Here is a 16,704-nt window from a genome sequence, read left to right on the forward strand (position 1 = left end):
TCCTGTGATGCGCAGTTCAGTGCGGGGCGAAGACGAAGGTGTCGCGGCGGAGGAAAGCGCCCTCCCCGTCCACGACGAAGAAGTCGGAGAACCGCAGGTCCACCGGGGAGCCGTCGTGCAGGACCCCCCGGAAGGCGCCGTGAACGGAGACGTTCCGGCCGTGGGCGATGGCCGTCTCCAGGCTGTGCCGCCCGGAGCGGATCGGGCGGATCCGCGTGTAGAAGTCCCGGATGCCGGACCGGCCGAGGAAGGGTTCGTGGCCGGGCCGGTGGTAGATCGCGTCCGGGGCGAAGAGAAAGACCATCGAGGCCACGTCCCCCGTGTCGATCAGGTCGAAGTGACGGATCACGCGGGCGATGGCGGCCGCCTCGGGCGAGTCCTCGGCATGGCCGGCGAACAGGTCCGCACCGGCGTGGGAGATGGCGGTCATCCTCGGTCCTTCACGAGCGGGGCAGGGTGCGGGAGGCGGCCGGGAAGCGGCCGAGGGCCGGCCACAGCTCCTCGTGGTTCAGCTCGGCCGAGGCGCATTGGCCCAGGGCGCTGGTCAAGAGGCGCGGTTCGACGGCCCGGCCGCCGAAGGCCAGGGCAGTGGCCGCGCGAGCCCCGTCGTGCGCGCCCAGTCCCTCGCGCCGTCGCCTCGGTCGACCGTAGGGGCGGCCGGGGGCGGTGCCGGGCAGGAGGAGCGGCAGCGGTGAGGCAGTTTCCGGGGCCGTCGCAAAAGGGGGTTCGGGGGGCGGCCGGAAACTGCCCACACGCTGCCGGGCGCACTGCCGCGCGGCCCCGATTCGCGTGCCTAGTGTGTCGATTCGCTCCCGACGTCCAGAGAAATCAAAGGCATGGAACCCGACACAGCATTCGGCACAGTCGACACCCGGCCGCGCGAACGTCGCACGGTCGCGGTTTCGGGCATGGCGTCCGATTCCCACACGTGGAATCTCGTGTTCCTGCAATTGCTCCTAGAGGAACCCGGCAATGACCGCCTCCCCTCGGGCGCGCGGCTGTGAGGCCCCGCCCGTCGTCGTCCTCCGCGACCGCACCTGCCGAGCACGAGCCTGGAGAGAACAAGTGACAGCTGAGCGGGTTTCCGATGCCAGCGGTGGGAACGCCTTCCTCGAACTGCCGCATTTCCTTCCGTCCTTCGACACCTTCGTCAAATTGGAGGGGCTCAACCCTGCCGGATCCATCAAGATGAAGGCCGCCCGGGAAATGGTGGACGCGGCGGAGGCGCAGGGCCTCATAGGGCCCGACACACGGCTGATCGAATCGACTTCGGGGAATCTCGGGATCGCCCTCGCCTCGATCTGCGCCGCCCGGGGATATCCGCTCACCGTGGTGACGGACCCGAACGCCAACGCGCGCAGCCTGAAGTACGTCCGGGCCCTGGGCGCCGATCTCGTCGTCGTGACGGACCGGGACGCCGCCGGCGGCTACCTGCGGACCCGCATCGACCTGATCCGGCGCCGGGTCGCCGCCGACCCCCGGCTGCTGTGGCTGAACCAGTACACCAACCCCGCCAACGTGAACGCCCACGTCAACCACACCGGGCCGGAGATCTTCGAGGGCTTCGGGCTGCCCGACTGGCTGTTCGTGGGCACGGGCACCTCCGGCACCCTGATGGGCTGCGTGCGCTACCTGCGGAACATGGGCGCGCCGACCACGGTCGTCGCCGTCGACGCCCTCGGCTCGGTGACCTTCGGCGGGCCACCCGGCCGCCGGCTGCTGCCGGGCCTCGGTGCGAGCCGGCGCCCCGAGATCTTCCACGACGACGGCTCCTTCCTGAAGGCGGTCATCGGCGAGGAGGACACCATCCGCGCCTGCCGCCGGGTGGCCCGCGAGTACGGACTGCTGCTCGGGGGCTCGTCCGGCACCGTCCTGGCCGCCGTGGACTCCTTCCGCGACCGGATCGCGCCCGGCAGCCGCGTCCTGGCCATCTCCCCGGACATGGGGGACGGCTATCTCGACTCGATCTACGACGACCGCTGGGTCGCCGAACGCTTCGGGGTCGGGGCGCTCGAACCCGCCCGGCCCGTCCGCTCCCCCCGGTCCCCCGTCTCCCAAGGAACCCTCCATGTCTGAGTCCCCGACCACACCGACCACCCCGGCCACCGAAGAGGCCCCGGCCACCGAGCCGGTCGTGCCCGCGTTCTCCGTGCTCAACGGGCGGGACGTGGTGACGCTGCTCGACGGCCGCGAGCGCGAGACCATCGACCGGGTCGCGCGCGCCTACCTGGCCCACGAGGCCGGCGACAGCGTCAACCCCGACAGCTACTTCCTGCGCTTCCCGCAGAAGCCGGAGGCCCGGATCATCGCCCTCCCCGCCTACCTGGGCGGGGACGTGGAGATGGCCGGCCTGAAGTGGATCGGCAGCTTCCCCGGCAACGTCGCCTCCGGGCTGCCCCGGGCCTCGGCCGTCCTCGTCCTCAACGACTTCGCCACCGGCTACCCCGTCGCCGTGATGGAGGCCGGAACCGTGAGCGCCGCCCGCACGGCCGCCTCGGCGGCCCTGGCCGCGACCACCCTCGGCGTCGGGAAGCCGCGCTCGGTGGGTGTGGTCGGCGGCGGCGTGATCGCCCGGACCATCTGCCGCTACCTGGCCGCCGCGGACGTGCCGCTGACCGAGGTTCGCTGCCACGACCTCGACGCCGCCTCCGCCACGGCGCTCGCCTGCCACCTGCGGGAGCGGTACGGCTCCGAGGCCGTCCCGGCCGGCCTGGCCGAGGCCCTCGACTGCGACCTCGTCGTCCTCGCCACCACCGCCGCGGAGCCGTACGTCCCGGCCGACACCCGGTTCCGCCCCGGACAGCTCGTCCTCAACATCTCCCTGCGCGACCTGGCTCCCGAGATCCTCTTCGAGGTCGACAACGTCTTCGACGACGTCGAGCACTGCATGAAGGCCAACACCTCGCCCCACCTGGCCGAACAGCTCAGCGGTGGCCGCGAGTTCGTCACCGGCACCCTCGCCGGCGTAATCAACGGGACGGTGGCCCTCGACCCCGAACGGGCCACCGTCTTCTCCCCGTTCGGCCTCGGCGTCCTCGACCTCGCCGTCGGCCACGACCTGTACCGGTGCGCCCGTGACAAGGGCCTGCTCGTCGAGCTGCCGGACTTCTTCGGCGAGACCCGGCGCTGGCCGAGCTCCGTCTGACCGGGCCGGCGCCGGTCATCCGTCAAGAGTGAACTACGAGGCTTTGGAGATGGTGGGGATGTCCCGAAACCGTGAGGAGACGGCCGCAGGCCGCCCGATGGATTCCTGCGTGCACGAACTGTTCGAGGAGTGGGCCGCACGGACCCCCGACGCGACAGCGCTGGTCTCCGGGGCCGGGGCGATGAGCTACGCCGAACTGGACCGGCGGGCCAACCGGCTCGCCCGGCACCTCGTCGCCCGGGGCGCCCGTCCCGGCGCGGTGGCGGGCATCCACCTGGAACGCGGCCCGGAGCTCGTCGTCGCCGTTCTCGCCGTCCTCAAGGCCGGCCTCGCCTTCACCATGCTCGACCTCCAGTTCCCCACCGCCCGGCTGGCCGACGTGGCCGACCGGGCCGGCATGGAGCTGATGGTCAGCCGGGACGAGCTGCTCGCCCCCTGGGCGGACCGGCTGCCCGACCTCGTGATCCGCCTCGACGAGGAACAGCACGCGGACGCGGACCCCGGCACGGACGGGGACGGCGGCGTCGGGCCCCTCGGCCGGCGGGCCCACCCCGAGAGCCCCGCCGTGGTCATGTTCACCTCCGGCTCCACCGGCGAGCCCAAGGGCATCGTCGCCCCGCACCGCGCGGTCGTCGGCACCCTGCTGGAGCAGGACTTCGCCTTCTTCCGCAGCGACGAGGTGTGGCTCCAGTGCTCCCCGGTCTCCTGGGACGCCTTCCTCCTCGAACTCTTCGGACCGCTCCTGACCGGCGCCGCCTGCGTGCTGCAGCCGGGCGACCGGCCCGATCCGGCCGTCATCGCCGATCTGGTCGCCCGGCACTCCGTCACCACCCTCTACGTGTCCGCCGGTCTCCTGAACTTCCTGGTCGACGAGTACCCGGAGGTCTTCGACCGGGTCGGTCAGGTCATGAGCGGCGGCGAGGCCGCCTCCCGCGTGCACGTCGGGAAGCTGCTGACCCGCCGGCCCGACCTGCGGCTCGTCAACGGCTACGGGCCGGCCGAGAGCATGATCTTCGCCGTCACCCACACGATCTCCCCGGCCGACGCGCACGCCTCCTCCGTCCCCATCGGCCTGCCGCTCGCCGACAAGCCGGTGTACGTCCTGGACGAGCGGCTGGAGCCCGTACCCGCCGGCACGACCGGCGAGCTGTACATAGCGGGCGTCGGACTGGCCCACGGTTACGTCGGGCGCCCCGCCCTCACCTCCGAGCGGTTCGTGGCCTGCCCCTTCGGCGTCCCCGGCGAAGTGATGTACCGCACGGGCGACCTGGTGCGGTGGACGCCCACGGGCGTACTGGAATACCAGGGCCGCGCCGACGACCAGGTGAAGATCCGCGGCTTCCGCATCGAACCCGGCGAAGTCGAAGCCGCCGTGGCGGCCCGCCCCGGCGTGGCCCGCGCGGCCGTCGTCGTCCGCGAGGACCGGCCCGGCGACAAACGACTCGTCGCCTACCTCGTACCCACGGCCGGAGACACCGTCGACACCCGCGCCCTGCGCGAGGAACTCGCCGGACTCCTGCCCGAGTACATGGTCCCCTCCGTCCTCATCGTCCTCGACGCGCTGCCCCTGACCGGAAACGGGAAGCTCGACCGACGCGCCCTGCCCGCCCCCGACTTCACCACCCTCGCCGGCACCGGCCGCCCCCCGCGCACGCCCGAGGAGCGGACCCTCTGCGAGCTGATCGCGGGGGTCCTCGGCCTCGACTCCGTCTCCGCCGAAGACGACTTCTTCGAGCTGGGCGGCCACTCCCTGCTCGCCACCCGCCTGATCAGCCGGATCCGCTCGGTGTGCGGCGCCGAGATACCCCTGCCCGTCGTCTTCGAGGAGCGCACGGCCGCCGGGCTGGCCCGGCACCTGGGCGACGCGCGCGGCGCCCGGCCCGCCCTGGTCGCCCGGGAGGACCGGTCCGCGACCGTGCCGTTGTCCTCCGCGCAGCGCCGGCTGTGGCTGCTCGACGGGATGGAGGAGCGCGCCGGCTACAACGTGCCCTGGGCACTGCACCTGACCGGCCCGCTCGACGCGCCGGCCCTCCGGCTCGCCCTCACCGACGTGATCGGCCGGCACGAGGTGCTGCGCGGGGTGATCACCGTCGTCGACGAGGAGCCCCGCCAGCGGATCCTGCCCATTGACGAGGTCCGCCTCGACCTCGCGGCGGAGGTCTGCGCGCCCGACGAGCTGGATCGCCGGGTCGAGGCCGTGGCCTGCGAGCCCTTCGACCTCGCCCGCGACCTGCCCCTGCGGGCCCGGCTGTTCTCCGTCGGCGCCGAAGAGCACGTGCTCGCCCTCGTCCTGCACCACATGGTCTTCGACGGCTGGTCCACAGCCCCCTTCCTGCGTGACCTCGGAGTGGCGTACGCGGCCCGGGTGGCGGGCCAGGCTCCCGAGTGGGACGCCCTGCCCGTGCGGTACGCCGACTACACCCTCTGGCAGCGGGAACTGCTCGCCGGCGGACCCGACAGCCTGCTGGAACGCCAGACCGACTACTGGCGCGGTGCCCTGGCCGGACTCCCGGACGAGCTGACGCTGCCCTTCGACCGGACGCGCCCCCTCCTCTCCTCCTACCAGGGCGGCGTCGTCGAGTTCGCGCTCCCGGCCGACCTCCACGAACGCCTGACCGGCATCGCCCGCGAGTCGCGCGCCACGCTCTTCATGGTCCTGCAGGCCGCCGTCGCCGCCCTGCTCTCCCGCCTCGGCGCCGGAACCGACGTACCGCTCGGCACCCCCGTCGCCGGACGCGGCGACGAAGCCCTGGACGGACTGGTCGGCTTCTTCGTGAACACCCTCGTCCTCCGAACCGACCTCACCGGCGACCCCTCCTTCCGGGAACTCCTCGACCGGGTCCGCGAAGCAGACCTCGCCGCCTTCGCCCACCAGGACCTGCCCTTCGACCGACTCGTCGAGGAACTCAACCCGGCTCGGTCAGCGGCCCGGCACCCCCTCTTCCAAGTCCTCTTCGCCCTCCAGAACTACGCCGACGAACGCCCCGAGCTGCGCGGCCTCGACGCCGAACTGCGACGGGTCGCCACCGGCGCCGCCAAGTTCGACCTGCAGGTCGAGATGCTCGAACGGTCCACCGAGGACGGCCGCTGCGCCGGAGTGACCGGCCGACTGGAGTACGCCCGCGACCTCTTCGACCACTCCACCGTCGAACTCCTCGCCCGCCGCCTGGTCCTCGTCCTCGAAACCCTCGCCGAGAACCTCGACCACCCCGTCAACGCCCTCCCCGTCCTCCTCCCCGAGGAACGCCACCGGACCCTCGTCGAATGGAACGACACCACCACCGACTACCCCGCCGACCAGGGCGTCCACCAACTCTTCGAAGAACGCGCCGCCGCCACCCCCGACGCCGTCGCACTCGTCTTCGACGACCAGCAGACCACCTACGCCCAGCTCGACGCCCGCGCCAACCGCCTCGCCCACCACCTCATCGCCGCCGGCGTGACCCGCGGGGACGTCGTCGGCGTCCACATCGAGCGCAGCCCCCGGATGGTCATCGGCCTGCTGGCCGCCCTCAAGGCCGGCGCGGCCTTCACCATGCTCGACGTGGACTACCCCGCCGAGCGGCTCAGCGGCCTCCTCGACAGGACCGATGCCGCCGCCGTCCTCCACACCGCCGAGCGCGCCGGGCAGCTCACCCACCCCACCGCCCGGTTCGTGGACCTCGACGCCGAGGCGGACGGGATCGCCGCCCGGCCCGGCCACTCCCCGGCCCTCTCCTTCCACCGGGAGGACCCGGCGGTGGTCATGTTCACCTCCGGCTCCAGCGGTACCCCCAAGGGCGTGATCGCCCCGCACCGGGCGATCGTGCGCACCCTGCGGGCCCAGGACTTCCTGGCCTTCGCCCCGGACGAGGTGTGGCTCCAGTCCGTCCCCGTCTCCTGGGACATCTTCATCCTCGAACTCTTCGGGCCCCTGCTCACCGGCGCCTGCTGCGTCCTCCAGCCCGGCCAGAAGCCCGACGCCGTCGTCCTCTCCGAGCTGGTCGACCGGCACTCCGTGACCACCACCTGGTTCTCCGCCGGCCTCTTCTCCGTGCTCGTGGACGAGTACCCGGACGTCTTCGCGGGCAGCCTCCGCCAGGTCATCACCGGCGGCGAGGCACCGTCCATCTCCCACCTGCTGCGGATCGTCGACAGCCGGCCGGAGGTCCGTCTCGTCAACGGCTACGGGCCTGCCGAGAGCATGGTCATCACCAACGCCCACCAGATCGGCGCCCACGACCGGGGCACCCCCTCGGTGCCCATCGGCGTCCCCCTGGCCAACACCCGCGTCCACGTCCTCGACGACCGGCTGGAGCCCGTCCCCGGCGGTGTCGTCGGCGAGCTCTACGTCTCCGGCGACGGCCTCGCCCACGGCTACGTCGGACAGCCCGCGCTGACCGCCGAGCGGTTCGTGGCCTGCCCGTTCGGCGCCCCCGGCAAGGTCATGTACCGCACCGGCGACCTGGTGCGCTGGCGCGCCGACGGCCAGATCGAGTACGTCGGGCGCGGCGACTTCCAGGTGAAGATCCGCGGCTTCCGGATCGAGCCCGGCGAGGTCGAGGCGGCCGTGGCCGCCCGGCCCGGCGTGACCCGTTCGGCAGTCGTCGTCCGCGAGGACGAGCCGGGGGAGAAGCGGCTGGTCGCGTACGTCGTGCCCCGGGCCGGTACGAGCCTCGACGGGCGCACGCTGCGCGAGGAGCTGGCCGGGCTGCTGCCCGAGTACATGGTCCCCTCCGCGGTGGTCGTCCTCGACGAACTGCCGCTGACCGGGAACGGGAAGCTCGACCGGCGGGCCCTGCCCGCTCCCGACTTCGCCACCCTCGCCGGCGCCGGCCGCGCCCCGCGCACCCCCCGGGAGACCATCCTGTGCGGGCTGTTCGCCGAGGTGCTGGGGCTGCGCTCGGTCTCGGTCGACGACAACTTCTTCGAGGTGGGCGGCCACTCCCTGCTCGCCACCCGCCTGACCAGCCGGATCCGCGCCGCGCTCGGCGTCGAGATCGGCCTGCGGGCCCTCTTCGAGACGCCCACCGTCGCGGGTCTCGCCCAGCAGCTCGGGCGGGCCGAGGCGGAGCTCCGACCCGCCCTCACGGCCGTCGAGCACTCCGGGGAGGTGCCGCTGTCCTCCGCCCAGCTGCGGCTGTGGCTGATCGACCGGGTCCAGGGCCCGTGGTCGAACTACAACGCGCCGATGCTCTTCGGCCTGAGCGGGCCCGTCGACCTGGTGGCGCTCGACGGCGCCCTGCGCGATGTCACGGCCCGGCACGACACGCTGCGGACCGTCTTCCCCGCCGACGCCGCGGACCGGCCGCGGCAGGAAGTGCGGCCCGTTCCCGGGACCGTGCTGCGCGTGGTGGACGTACCGGCGGGCGCGGACGCGTCCGCACTGGCGACGGAGGCCGCCCGCCGGCCCTTCGACCTGGCGGCCGAACTTCCCTTCCGAGCCGAACTGTTCTCCGAGGGCGGCACGGAGCACGTGCTCGCCCTGACCTCGCACCACATCGTCAGCGACGGCTGGTCCTTCGGCGTCCTCTCCCGTGACCTCGGGGTGGCGTACGCGGCCCGGACGGCGGGCCAGGCTCCCGAGTGGGACGCCCTGCCCGTGCGGTACGCGGACTACACCCACTGGCAGCAGCAACTGCTCGCCGGCGGACCCGGCAGCCTGCTGGAGCGCCAGACCGACTACTGGCGGGATGCCCTGGCCGGACTGCCGGAGGAGCTGACGCTGCCCTTCGACCGGCTGCGTCCCATGGTCGCCTCGTACCAGGGCGGCGTCGTCGAGTTCGCGCTCCCGGCCGACCTCCACGACCGCCTGACCGGGATCGCCCGCGAGTCACGCGCCACGCTCTTCATGGTGCTGCAGGCCGCTCTCGCCGCCCTGCTCTCCCGCCTCGGCGCCGGCACGGACGTGCCGCTGGGCACCCCCGTCGCCGGACGCGGCGACGAAGCCCTGGACGGACTGGTCGGCTTCTTCGTGAACACCCTCGTCCTGCGCACCGACCTCTCCGGCGACCCTTCCTTCCGGGAACTCCTCGACCGGGTCCGCGAAGCAGACCTCGCCGCGTTCGCCCACCAGGACCTGCCCTTCGACCGACTCGTCGAAGAACTCAACCCGACCCGATCCGCCGCCCGACACCCCCTCTTCCAAGTCCTCTTCGCCCTCCAGAACACTGCCGAGGCCCGGCTCGACCTGCCCGGTGTGGAGGCCCGGGCGCTGGCCGTCTCCACCGGTGGCGCCAAGTTCGACCTGCAGGTCGAGATGTTCGAGCGGTCCACCGAGGACGGCCGCTGCGCCGGAGTGACGGGCCGACTGGAGTACGCCCGCGACCTCTTCGACCACTCCACCGTCGAACTCCTCGCCCGCCGCCTGGTCCTCGTCCTCGAAACCCTCGCCGAGAACCTCGACCACCCCGTCGACTCCCTGCCCGTCCTCCTCCCGGAAGAGCGGCACCGGACCCTCGTCGAATGGAACGAGACCACCACCGACTACCCGGCCGACCGCGGCGTGCACCAACTCTTCGAGGAACAGGCCGCCGCCACGCCCGACGCGATCGCACTCGTCTTCGAGGACGAACAGACCACCTACGCCGAACTCGACGCCCGCGCCAACCGCCTCGCCCACCGCCTCATCGCCGCCGGCGTCCGGCCCGGTGGCTCCGTCGCCCTGCTGATGGAGCGGTCCCCCGAGCTGGTCACGGCCGTGCTGGCGGTGCTGAAGGCAGGCGCCGCCTACGTGCCGCTGCCGACGGCGTGGCCGGAGCACCGGATGGGCGTGGTCGTCGAGGAGACCGGCGCCCGGGTGCTGTTGACCGACCACGGGCACAGCGGGGCCGGCTTCGCGGTCGGGCACGCCGCGCGCGGGCTGCCCGTCCTCGTGGTCCGGGCCGAGTCCGCGGCCGCGGCCGGGGCCGGGGCCGGGGCCGGGGCCTCCGGGGCGGACGGGGTCCTCCTCGATCCCGGCACGCCCGGCCTCGACACCCCCGCCGAGCGGGTCGCCTACGTCATGTACACCTCCGGCTCCACCGGCCGGCCCAAGGGCGTGGCGGTCTCGCACCGCAACGTCGTCTCCCTGGCGACGGACCGGTGCTGGCTCGGCGGGAACCAGGAGCGGGTCCTCTTCCACTCCCCGTACGCCTTCGACGCCGCCACCTACGAGCTGTGGACCCCGCTGCTGGCGGGCGACCGCGTGATCGTGGCGCCCCCCGGCGAGCTGGGCGTGGAGGAGCTGGCCCGGGTCGTGGACGAGCGGGGCGTGACCGCGCTCTTCGTGACGGCCGCCCTCTTCAACCTCCTCGTCGAGGTGCCGGAGGCTTCGTTCACAGGCCTGCGGGAGATCTGGTCCGGCGGCGAGGCCGCCTCGACCAAGGCGATGGCCACCGTACGGAGCCGCTTCCCGTGGGTGACCGTCGTGAACGGCTACGGGCCCACCGAGACCACCACCTTCGCGACCCGCCACCTGGTCGGGGAGGTCACGGCGAACGTCCCGATCGGGGCGCCCCTGGACAACCACCGGGCCTACGTCCTCGACGGAGCGCTGCGGCCGGTACCCGTGGGCGTGGTCGGTGAGCTGTACCTCGCGGGCGCCGGGCTGGCCCACGGCTACGTGAACCGCCCCGCACTCACGGCCGAGCGGTTCACGGCCTGCCCCTTCGGGGAGCCGGGGGAGCGGATGTACCGCACGGGCGACCTGGTGCGGTGGACGCCCACGGGCGTACTGGAATACCAGGGCCGCGCCGACGACCAGGTGAAGATCCGCGGCTTCCGCATCGAACCCGGCGAAGTCGAAGCCGCGGTCGCCACCCGGCCCGGGGTGGCCCGCGCGGCCGTCATCGTCCGCGAGGACCGGCCCGGCGACAAACGACTCGTCGCCTACGTGGTGCCCACGGCCGAGAACGCCGTCGACACCCGCGCCCTGCGCGAGGAACTGGCCGGACTCCTGCCCGAGTACATGGTCCCCTCCGCGGTGGTCGTCCTCGACGAACTGCCGCTGACCGGGAACGGAAAGCTCGACCGACGCGCCCTGCCCGCTCCCGACTTCACCACCCTCGCCGGCGCCGGCCGCGCCCCCCGCACCCCCCGGGAGAAGGTCCTGTGCGAGCTCTTCGCCGAGGTGCTGGGGGTGACGTCGGTCTCGGTCGACGACAACTTCTTCGAGCTGGGCGGCCACTCCCTGCTCGCCACCCGCCTGACCAGCGGCGTCCGCGCCGCGCTCGGCGTGGAGCTGGGCCTGCGCGCCCTGTTCGAGCGGCCCACGGTCGCCGGTCTGGTCGCACACCTGGACAGCGCGCCCGCCGGTGGGCGGGCCCGGCCGGCGCTGCGGCCCCGGCTGATGGCCCGCTCGGCGGCGGGACCGGTGGGGACCGCCGGATGAGCGGTGTGACGCCGCTCGTGCCGGGTCGGCTGGTGCTCGGCGCGGACCCCGTCCGTGCCGAGCCCGCCGCCCCGGGCTCGCTCTGGCTGGTGGACGCCCGGGGGCAGGGCGCGGCCGCGCTGCGGCTGGCCCCGACGGTGCTGGACGCGGGGGAGCGTCGGCGAGCCGCCGCCTTCCGCCGGGAGGAGGACCGTCGCTGCTGGGTGACGGCCCACGTGGCACTGCGGCTGCTGCTCGGTGCCCGGCAGGGGGTGGCTCCCGCCGCCGTACGGCTGGAGCGGGAGCCGTGCGCCGTCTGCGGCGGCTCGGACGGCCGGCCGGTCGCGCCCGACTCGGGCCTGTGGTTCTCGTTGTCGCACAGCGGTGACCTGGCGCTGCTGGCCTTCGGGACGGCGCCGGTCGGCGTGGACGTGGAGGCCGTGCCCGAGCCGGCGCTGGTGGCCGAACTGGCGGAGCGGCTGCACCCCCGGGAGACGGCCGAACTGGCGGCCGGGCCCGGGGCCGAGCGGGCCGCGTCCTTCGCCCGGCTGTGGGTCCGCAAGGAGGCGTTCCTGAAGGGACTCGGTGTGGGGCTGGCGCGGGACCCGGCGCTGGACTACCTGGGGACGGGTCCGGTGCCGGTCTCGCCGCCCGGGTGGTCCGTGGCGGACGTGGCGGTGCCCGCCGGGTTCGCGGCGGCGGTCGCCCGTACGACGACCGCCGGCGACCCGGCGGGGATGCGCGGCGGGGCCGCTCAGACGACGGCCGTGGCCTCCTCCTCCGGGTCCTCCATGAGTCCGGAGGTGGCCAGGAGATAGCCGAGTTGGGCCCGGCTGTTGCTGCCCAGCTGCACCGAGATCCGGCGGACGTGCTCGGCGACGCTGCGCCGGCTCATGCCCAGCCGGCGGGCGATGGAGTCGTCGGTCTCCCCGCCGACGACGGCCCGCAGGATGGCCCGCTGGATGTCGGAGGTGACGGTGGGGGAGCGGAGCGGGGAGCCGCCGTCCACGATGGGGGTCGAGCGGTCCCAGGCGTTGTCGAAGAACTGCGCCAGGAAGCGGACCAGGCCGGGGTCGTAGATCCGGAGGGCGGAGTTGGCCCGGGGCACCGTGACGGGGATGAAGGCGACCTTCCGATCACAGATGATCATGCGGTCGAAGACCTCGGTGAGGGTGCGGACCTCGGCGCCCGCGTTCCCGATCTGCTCGATGTACGACATCGTCGGCTGGTGCGAGCGGACGGTGTGCTGGTAGATCGTGCGCTGCCGCACCCCCCGGTCGAGCAGCCGCAGGTCCCGCTCCAGGGCCTCCTGGAGGAGGTGCTGCGCCCGGCCCCCGCCCGGCTGCGCGGTGAGCAGCTCGGTCTCGCACGCGTCGACGGCCATCCGCAGGGCCCGGCTGATCAGCTCGCCGCCGTCGAGATAGGTGAGCGGAGGTTCCTCGTCCCGGCGGGCCCCCGCCCACGCCTCGGTGAACGCGGAGAACACCGCCTTCGTGGAATCGATCTCCCGGCCGCGCGCCAGAAAGGCGTCCTCCAAGGGCCGCAGTACGGCGTGCGCGGCGATCTCCGGCGGAATCAAGCGCACCAATTCCGGTGAATCCGGCAATTCGGCGACGAGGTGCAGCTCCCACAGACACGGCGACACCTCGGAAGCGGGCAAGGTCCCCGTGCCGAGCGCCCGCCGGTACTGCGCGAGCGCCTCGGAACAAGGTTCGTCGACCCGGGAGATGTCGCATTTGTGCGAATGCTGGGGGGATTGATCGGGGTTCACAAGTGTGCAGGTTACATTTGCGGGCTTCTCCACCCCTGGGGCAACGCCTCCCACTCGGCAAGGATCTGAGTGCAGGCGGAAAACCGCCGTTTGCGCTTGAGGGGAAGAGGGAACATGCGCACCCGAGTCATTCGCGTTATCACGACCATCACCGCTGTCGCCGCCGTCCTGGGTCTGACCACCATCACCGGATCGGCTGTCCACAGTGACGAATCTGCGCAGGTCGGACACGTTCTCGCGGACTCCGCATGGGGCGCCCGCGCGCCTCAGATGAACCAGCCGTGACCACCGCGCCGGTCCGCGCGGCGCGACCGGTGACCGGATCCCGCGGCGATCACGTGGATGACCTGATCACGTTCATCCAGGACTGTCCGTCGCCGTGGCACACGGTCGCCGAGGGGGTCCGCAGACTGGAGCGGTCCGGCTTCCGGGCCGTGTGCGAGCAGGAATTTCAGGGGGAGGCCGCCGGGGGGCGGTACTACCTCGCGGGGGCCGACACACTGATCGCCTGGTACACCGCGCCGGGCACCCCTCCGGGGGCGCCCCTGCGGATCCTGACCGCGCACACCGACGCGGCGGGCCTGCGGGTCCGGCCCGAACCGGACGGCGCGACCGCCGGCTGGCGCCGGATCCGCGTCGCACCCCACGGCCCCGTCCCGATCGCCGGCTGGACCGGCCGCGACCTCGGGATCTCCGGCCGGATCACCCTGACCGACGGCAGCAGTCGGCTGGTCGGCTCGGACGAGCCGCTGGCCCGGCTGCCCCACAGGGGGTCGGGCGACCCCCTGTGGGGGCTGGGGGGCGCCCACCCCGACGGGCTGCTCTCCCGGATCACGGCCGACGCCGACGTGGACTTCTACGAGGTGCGCGACTGGGAGCTGACCCTCCACGACGTGCAGCCGCCCGTCCGGCTCGGCGCCGACCGCGAGTTCCTCGTAGGACCCCGGCTCGACAACCTGGTCACCCTGCACGCCGCGTTGACCGCGCTGGCGCAGGCGGCCCGGTACGGCCCGGACCCCGCCCGACCGGTCGTGCCGGTTCTGGTCGCACACGGGCCCGGGGGCGTCCCGTCGCTCGGCCGGACCCTCCACCGGGCCACGGGTCGCGCCCCGGCCGGAGCGCTGGCCGTCGCCCTCGACGTGACGGCGGCCGCACGTCCGGACGACCCCGCCCACGGCGACGACCGACCACTGCCGGGCGGCGGGCCCATCGTCGCCTCGCCCGGCTTCCGCGCGGCGTGCGAACGGGCCGGCGTGCCCTGGCAACGGCCCGCTCCGACCGGCGCCTCGCGGTGCGCCCTGGGGGCCGACGCGGCTATCTCGGACGGCCTCGGCGTCCCCGTCCTCGACGTGGGGATCGCCGGGCTCTCGCCGCACTCCGCGCGCGCCCTGTGCGGGGCCGCCGACCTGTGGCTGCTCACCCGCGCGCTCACCGCGTTCGCCACCGCCGACCACGCAGACGACAGAGACAGAGAGGGAACGGGACCGTGACGACCAGCGACACCACGCGCTTCGGAGAGCTGCTGCAGCAGTACCGCAGACGCGCCCGACTCACCCAGACCGAACTCTCCGGATTCTCCACGGTCAGTGTCCGGGCCATCCGGAACCTCGAACTGGGACAGGCGCGCAACCCCCGCCGGGAGACCGTCCGGCTCCTCGTGGACGCCCTGCGCCTGGGCGGCGCCCAGCGCGCCGCCCTGCAACTGGCGGCCGGACTCGAAGCCGACGACACCGCCTTCCTCGACCTGCCCGCCCTGCCGGCCCTCGCCGCCCGCCGCCCCCATGGGCGGGACGCCGAACTGGAGCTGCTCCTCGACCGGCTGACCGGACCCGACGGCGGCCGGTACGTCGGCATCGGCGGCCTCGCCGGCGTCGGCAAGACGAGGCTGGCCCTGGCCGTCGCCCACGCCCTGGGCACCCCCGAGCCGACCGGTCCGACCGGCGCCGGCGCCATGCCCACCCTGTGGCTCTCCGTGCGCCGCCTGCTCGACCCCGTCGACCGCCGGGTCCCGGACGACCTGACCGTCCCCCCGGTGGTCTGGCTGGAGGGCCTGCTCACCCGCAACGGAGCCGCGTACGGCGAGGCCGCGCGCCTCATCGGCGACCGGCCGGTCCTGCTCGTCGTCGACGGCAACGACCGGGGGGAGGTCGCCCGCGACACCCTGGAGGCCCTCCTGGCCGACTGCCGCAACCTGCGGGTGCTGGAGACCTCGCGGGTGCCCGGGCCGCGGCCCGCCGACTTCCGCGTCGCCCTGCGCCCGCTGCCGACCCCGACCCTGACCTCCGTCGACGGCCTGCACGGCGCCCTCGCCGACCCGGCGCTGCGCGTACTCGTCGACCGGATCACCGACCTGCAGCCGGACTTCCGTCTCGACCCGGGCAACGTCGGCACACTGCTGGAGCTGTGCGCCCGCCTCGACGGCCTGCCCCGCGCCCTGGAGGCCGCCGCCTCCTGGCTGCCGCTCTGCTCCCCGGCCGAGATCACGAGGCTCGCCCGTGCCGAACCCCACGTGGCCGCCGGGCCCGCCGACGCCGGCCCCGGCGCCGACTGGGTCACCGAGGCCCTCGACGACGCCCTGGAGGACCTCTCCCCGGCCCGCCGCACCCTGCTGCGCCGACTCGCCGACTGGGACGTCCCCTGGACGATGGAGCAGGTCGTCACCGCCTCCGGAACCGGGCGGGCCGAAGTGGCGAGCGCCGTCGACTCCTTCCTGCGGCGCGGCCTGATCCGCCGGCTGCCCTCCGCGCACCTCGTCGTCTTCGGGGTGCTGCACATCGTGCGGGCCTCCCTGCGTGCCCGGACACCCCACGTAGAACCCATCCACCCCATCCACCCCATCGATCACAGCGAACGAACCGAGGAACGGCACAGTGACGGCACAGGCTTTGGCAGGACTGCTCGCGGACGAGGTCAGGTTGCGGGTCTTCTCGGCGGTCGTGCTGGGCGCGGCAACGCCGCCTGACATCGCGTCCGCCACCGGCGCGAAGGCCAAGGACGTGGCCCTCGCCCTGCGCAAACTCACCGCCGGGGGCCTCGTCGTCGACGACGGCGGCGAACTGAAGGCCGCCACCGGCCGGTTCAAGGAGGTCCTGCGCTCCGCCGCCGGCGCCGAACGGACCGTCACCGACCACGGCACCGGCGACGACCGCACGGAGTTCCTGCTGCGGACCTTCGTCGACGGTGACCGCCTGCTCGGCATCCCCTCCCAGCTCGGCCGCCGCCGCACCGTCCTGGCCCACCTGGCCCACCGGGGCTTCCGCCCCGGCGAGCGCTACCCCGAGCGGGCCGTCAACGACATCCTGCGCGGCTGGAGCGAGGGCTCCGGCACCGATCACGTGGCCATCCGCCGCTACCTCATCGAGCTGGACGTCCTCGACCGGGCGGACGGCCACTACTGGCTGCGCCCCGAGGCCGAGACCGCCTCCTGAGCCCCGCCCCAACTGCCGCCTTGTTGCCGCT

The 16,704-nt window shown here is 73.6% G+C and carries 9 protein-coding genes and 1 pseudogene; 8 read left to right on the forward strand and 2 right to left on the reverse strand.

The genetic code is table 11. The features are described 5' to 3' along the window. Positions 1–16: 16 nt before the first annotated feature. Positions 17–430 (reverse strand): nuclear transport factor 2 family protein, encoded by a 414-nt coding sequence (locus tag OG625_RS19070; RefSeq protein WP_329382298.1) that lies wholly within the window; start codon positions 428–430, stop codon positions 17–19. A 406-nt stretch (positions 431–836) separates the two neighbouring features. On the opposite strand from OG625_RS19070, the pseudogene OG625_RS19075 reads away from it, so the two are divergent. From OG625_RS19075 to OG625_RS19095, 5 genes and pseudogenes are all read left to right on the forward strand, one after another. Next, positions 837–974, forward strand: a pseudogene (locus OG625_RS19075) (cobalamin B12-binding domain-containing protein); the annotation flags it as partial. Between the two features lie 91 nt (positions 975–1,065). Further along, positions 1,066–2,076, forward strand: coding sequence for a 2,3-diaminopropionate biosynthesis protein SbnA (gene sbnA, locus OG625_RS19080; protein ID WP_329382300.1), 1,011 nt, complete (start codon positions 1,066–1,068; stop codon positions 2,074–2,076). Further along, a complete protein-coding gene (gene sbnB / locus OG625_RS19085; protein WP_329382302.1) occupies positions 2,069–3,145 on the forward strand; it encodes a 2,3-diaminopropionate biosynthesis protein SbnB in 1,077 nt (358 codons plus the stop codon). The genes sbnA and sbnB overlap by 8 nt, the downstream gene beginning before the upstream one ends. Before the next feature lie 58 nt (positions 3,146–3,203). Continuing rightward, positions 3,204–11,495: a non-ribosomal peptide synthetase gene (locus OG625_RS19090; protein WP_329382304.1), complete on the forward strand. Its 8,292-nt coding sequence runs from the start codon at positions 3,204–3,206 to the stop codon at positions 11,493–11,495. After that, positions 11,492–12,292, forward strand: a complete 801-nt coding sequence (locus tag OG625_RS19095) for a 4'-phosphopantetheinyl transferase family protein (protein ID WP_329382306.1) — start codon at positions 11,492–11,494, stop codon at positions 12,290–12,292. The genes OG625_RS19090 and OG625_RS19095 overlap by 4 nt, the downstream gene beginning before the upstream one ends. On the opposite strand, the gene OG625_RS19100 is transcribed toward OG625_RS19095, so the two are convergent. Beyond that, positions 12,229–13,245, reverse strand: a complete 1,017-nt coding sequence (locus OG625_RS19100; RefSeq protein ID WP_329382308.1) for a LuxR C-terminal-related transcriptional regulator — start codon at positions 13,243–13,245, stop codon at positions 12,229–12,231. The genes OG625_RS19095 and OG625_RS19100 overlap by 64 nt on opposite strands. 281 nt (positions 13,246–13,526) lie before the next feature. Here OG625_RS19100 and OG625_RS19105 point away from each other — a divergent pair, with 281 nt between their 5' ends. Genes OG625_RS19105 through OG625_RS19115 form a run of 3 tightly spaced genes read left to right on the forward strand, consistent with a single transcriptional unit; the run spans position 13,527 to position 16,673 of the window. Beyond that, positions 13,527–14,735, forward strand: coding sequence for a M18 family aminopeptidase (locus OG625_RS19105; protein ID WP_329382310.1), 1,209 nt, complete (start codon positions 13,527–13,529; stop codon positions 14,733–14,735). After that, on the forward strand, positions 14,732–16,207 hold the full coding sequence (locus OG625_RS19110; RefSeq protein ID WP_329382312.1) for a helix-turn-helix domain-containing protein: 1,476 nt from the start codon (positions 14,732–14,734) through the stop codon (positions 16,205–16,207). Before OG625_RS19105 ends, OG625_RS19110 begins: the two co-directional genes overlap by 4 nt. Beyond that, positions 16,131–16,673, forward strand: a complete 543-nt coding sequence (locus tag OG625_RS19115) for a DUF2087 domain-containing protein (RefSeq protein ID WP_329382314.1) — start codon at positions 16,131–16,133, stop codon at positions 16,671–16,673. Before OG625_RS19110 ends, OG625_RS19115 begins: the two co-directional genes overlap by 77 nt. Positions 16,674–16,704: the final 31 nt, after the last annotated feature.

This window comes from Streptomyces sp. NBC_01351, from assembly GCF_036237315.1.
Taxonomy (GTDB): Bacteria; Actinomycetota; Actinomycetes; order Streptomycetales; family Streptomycetaceae; genus Streptomyces.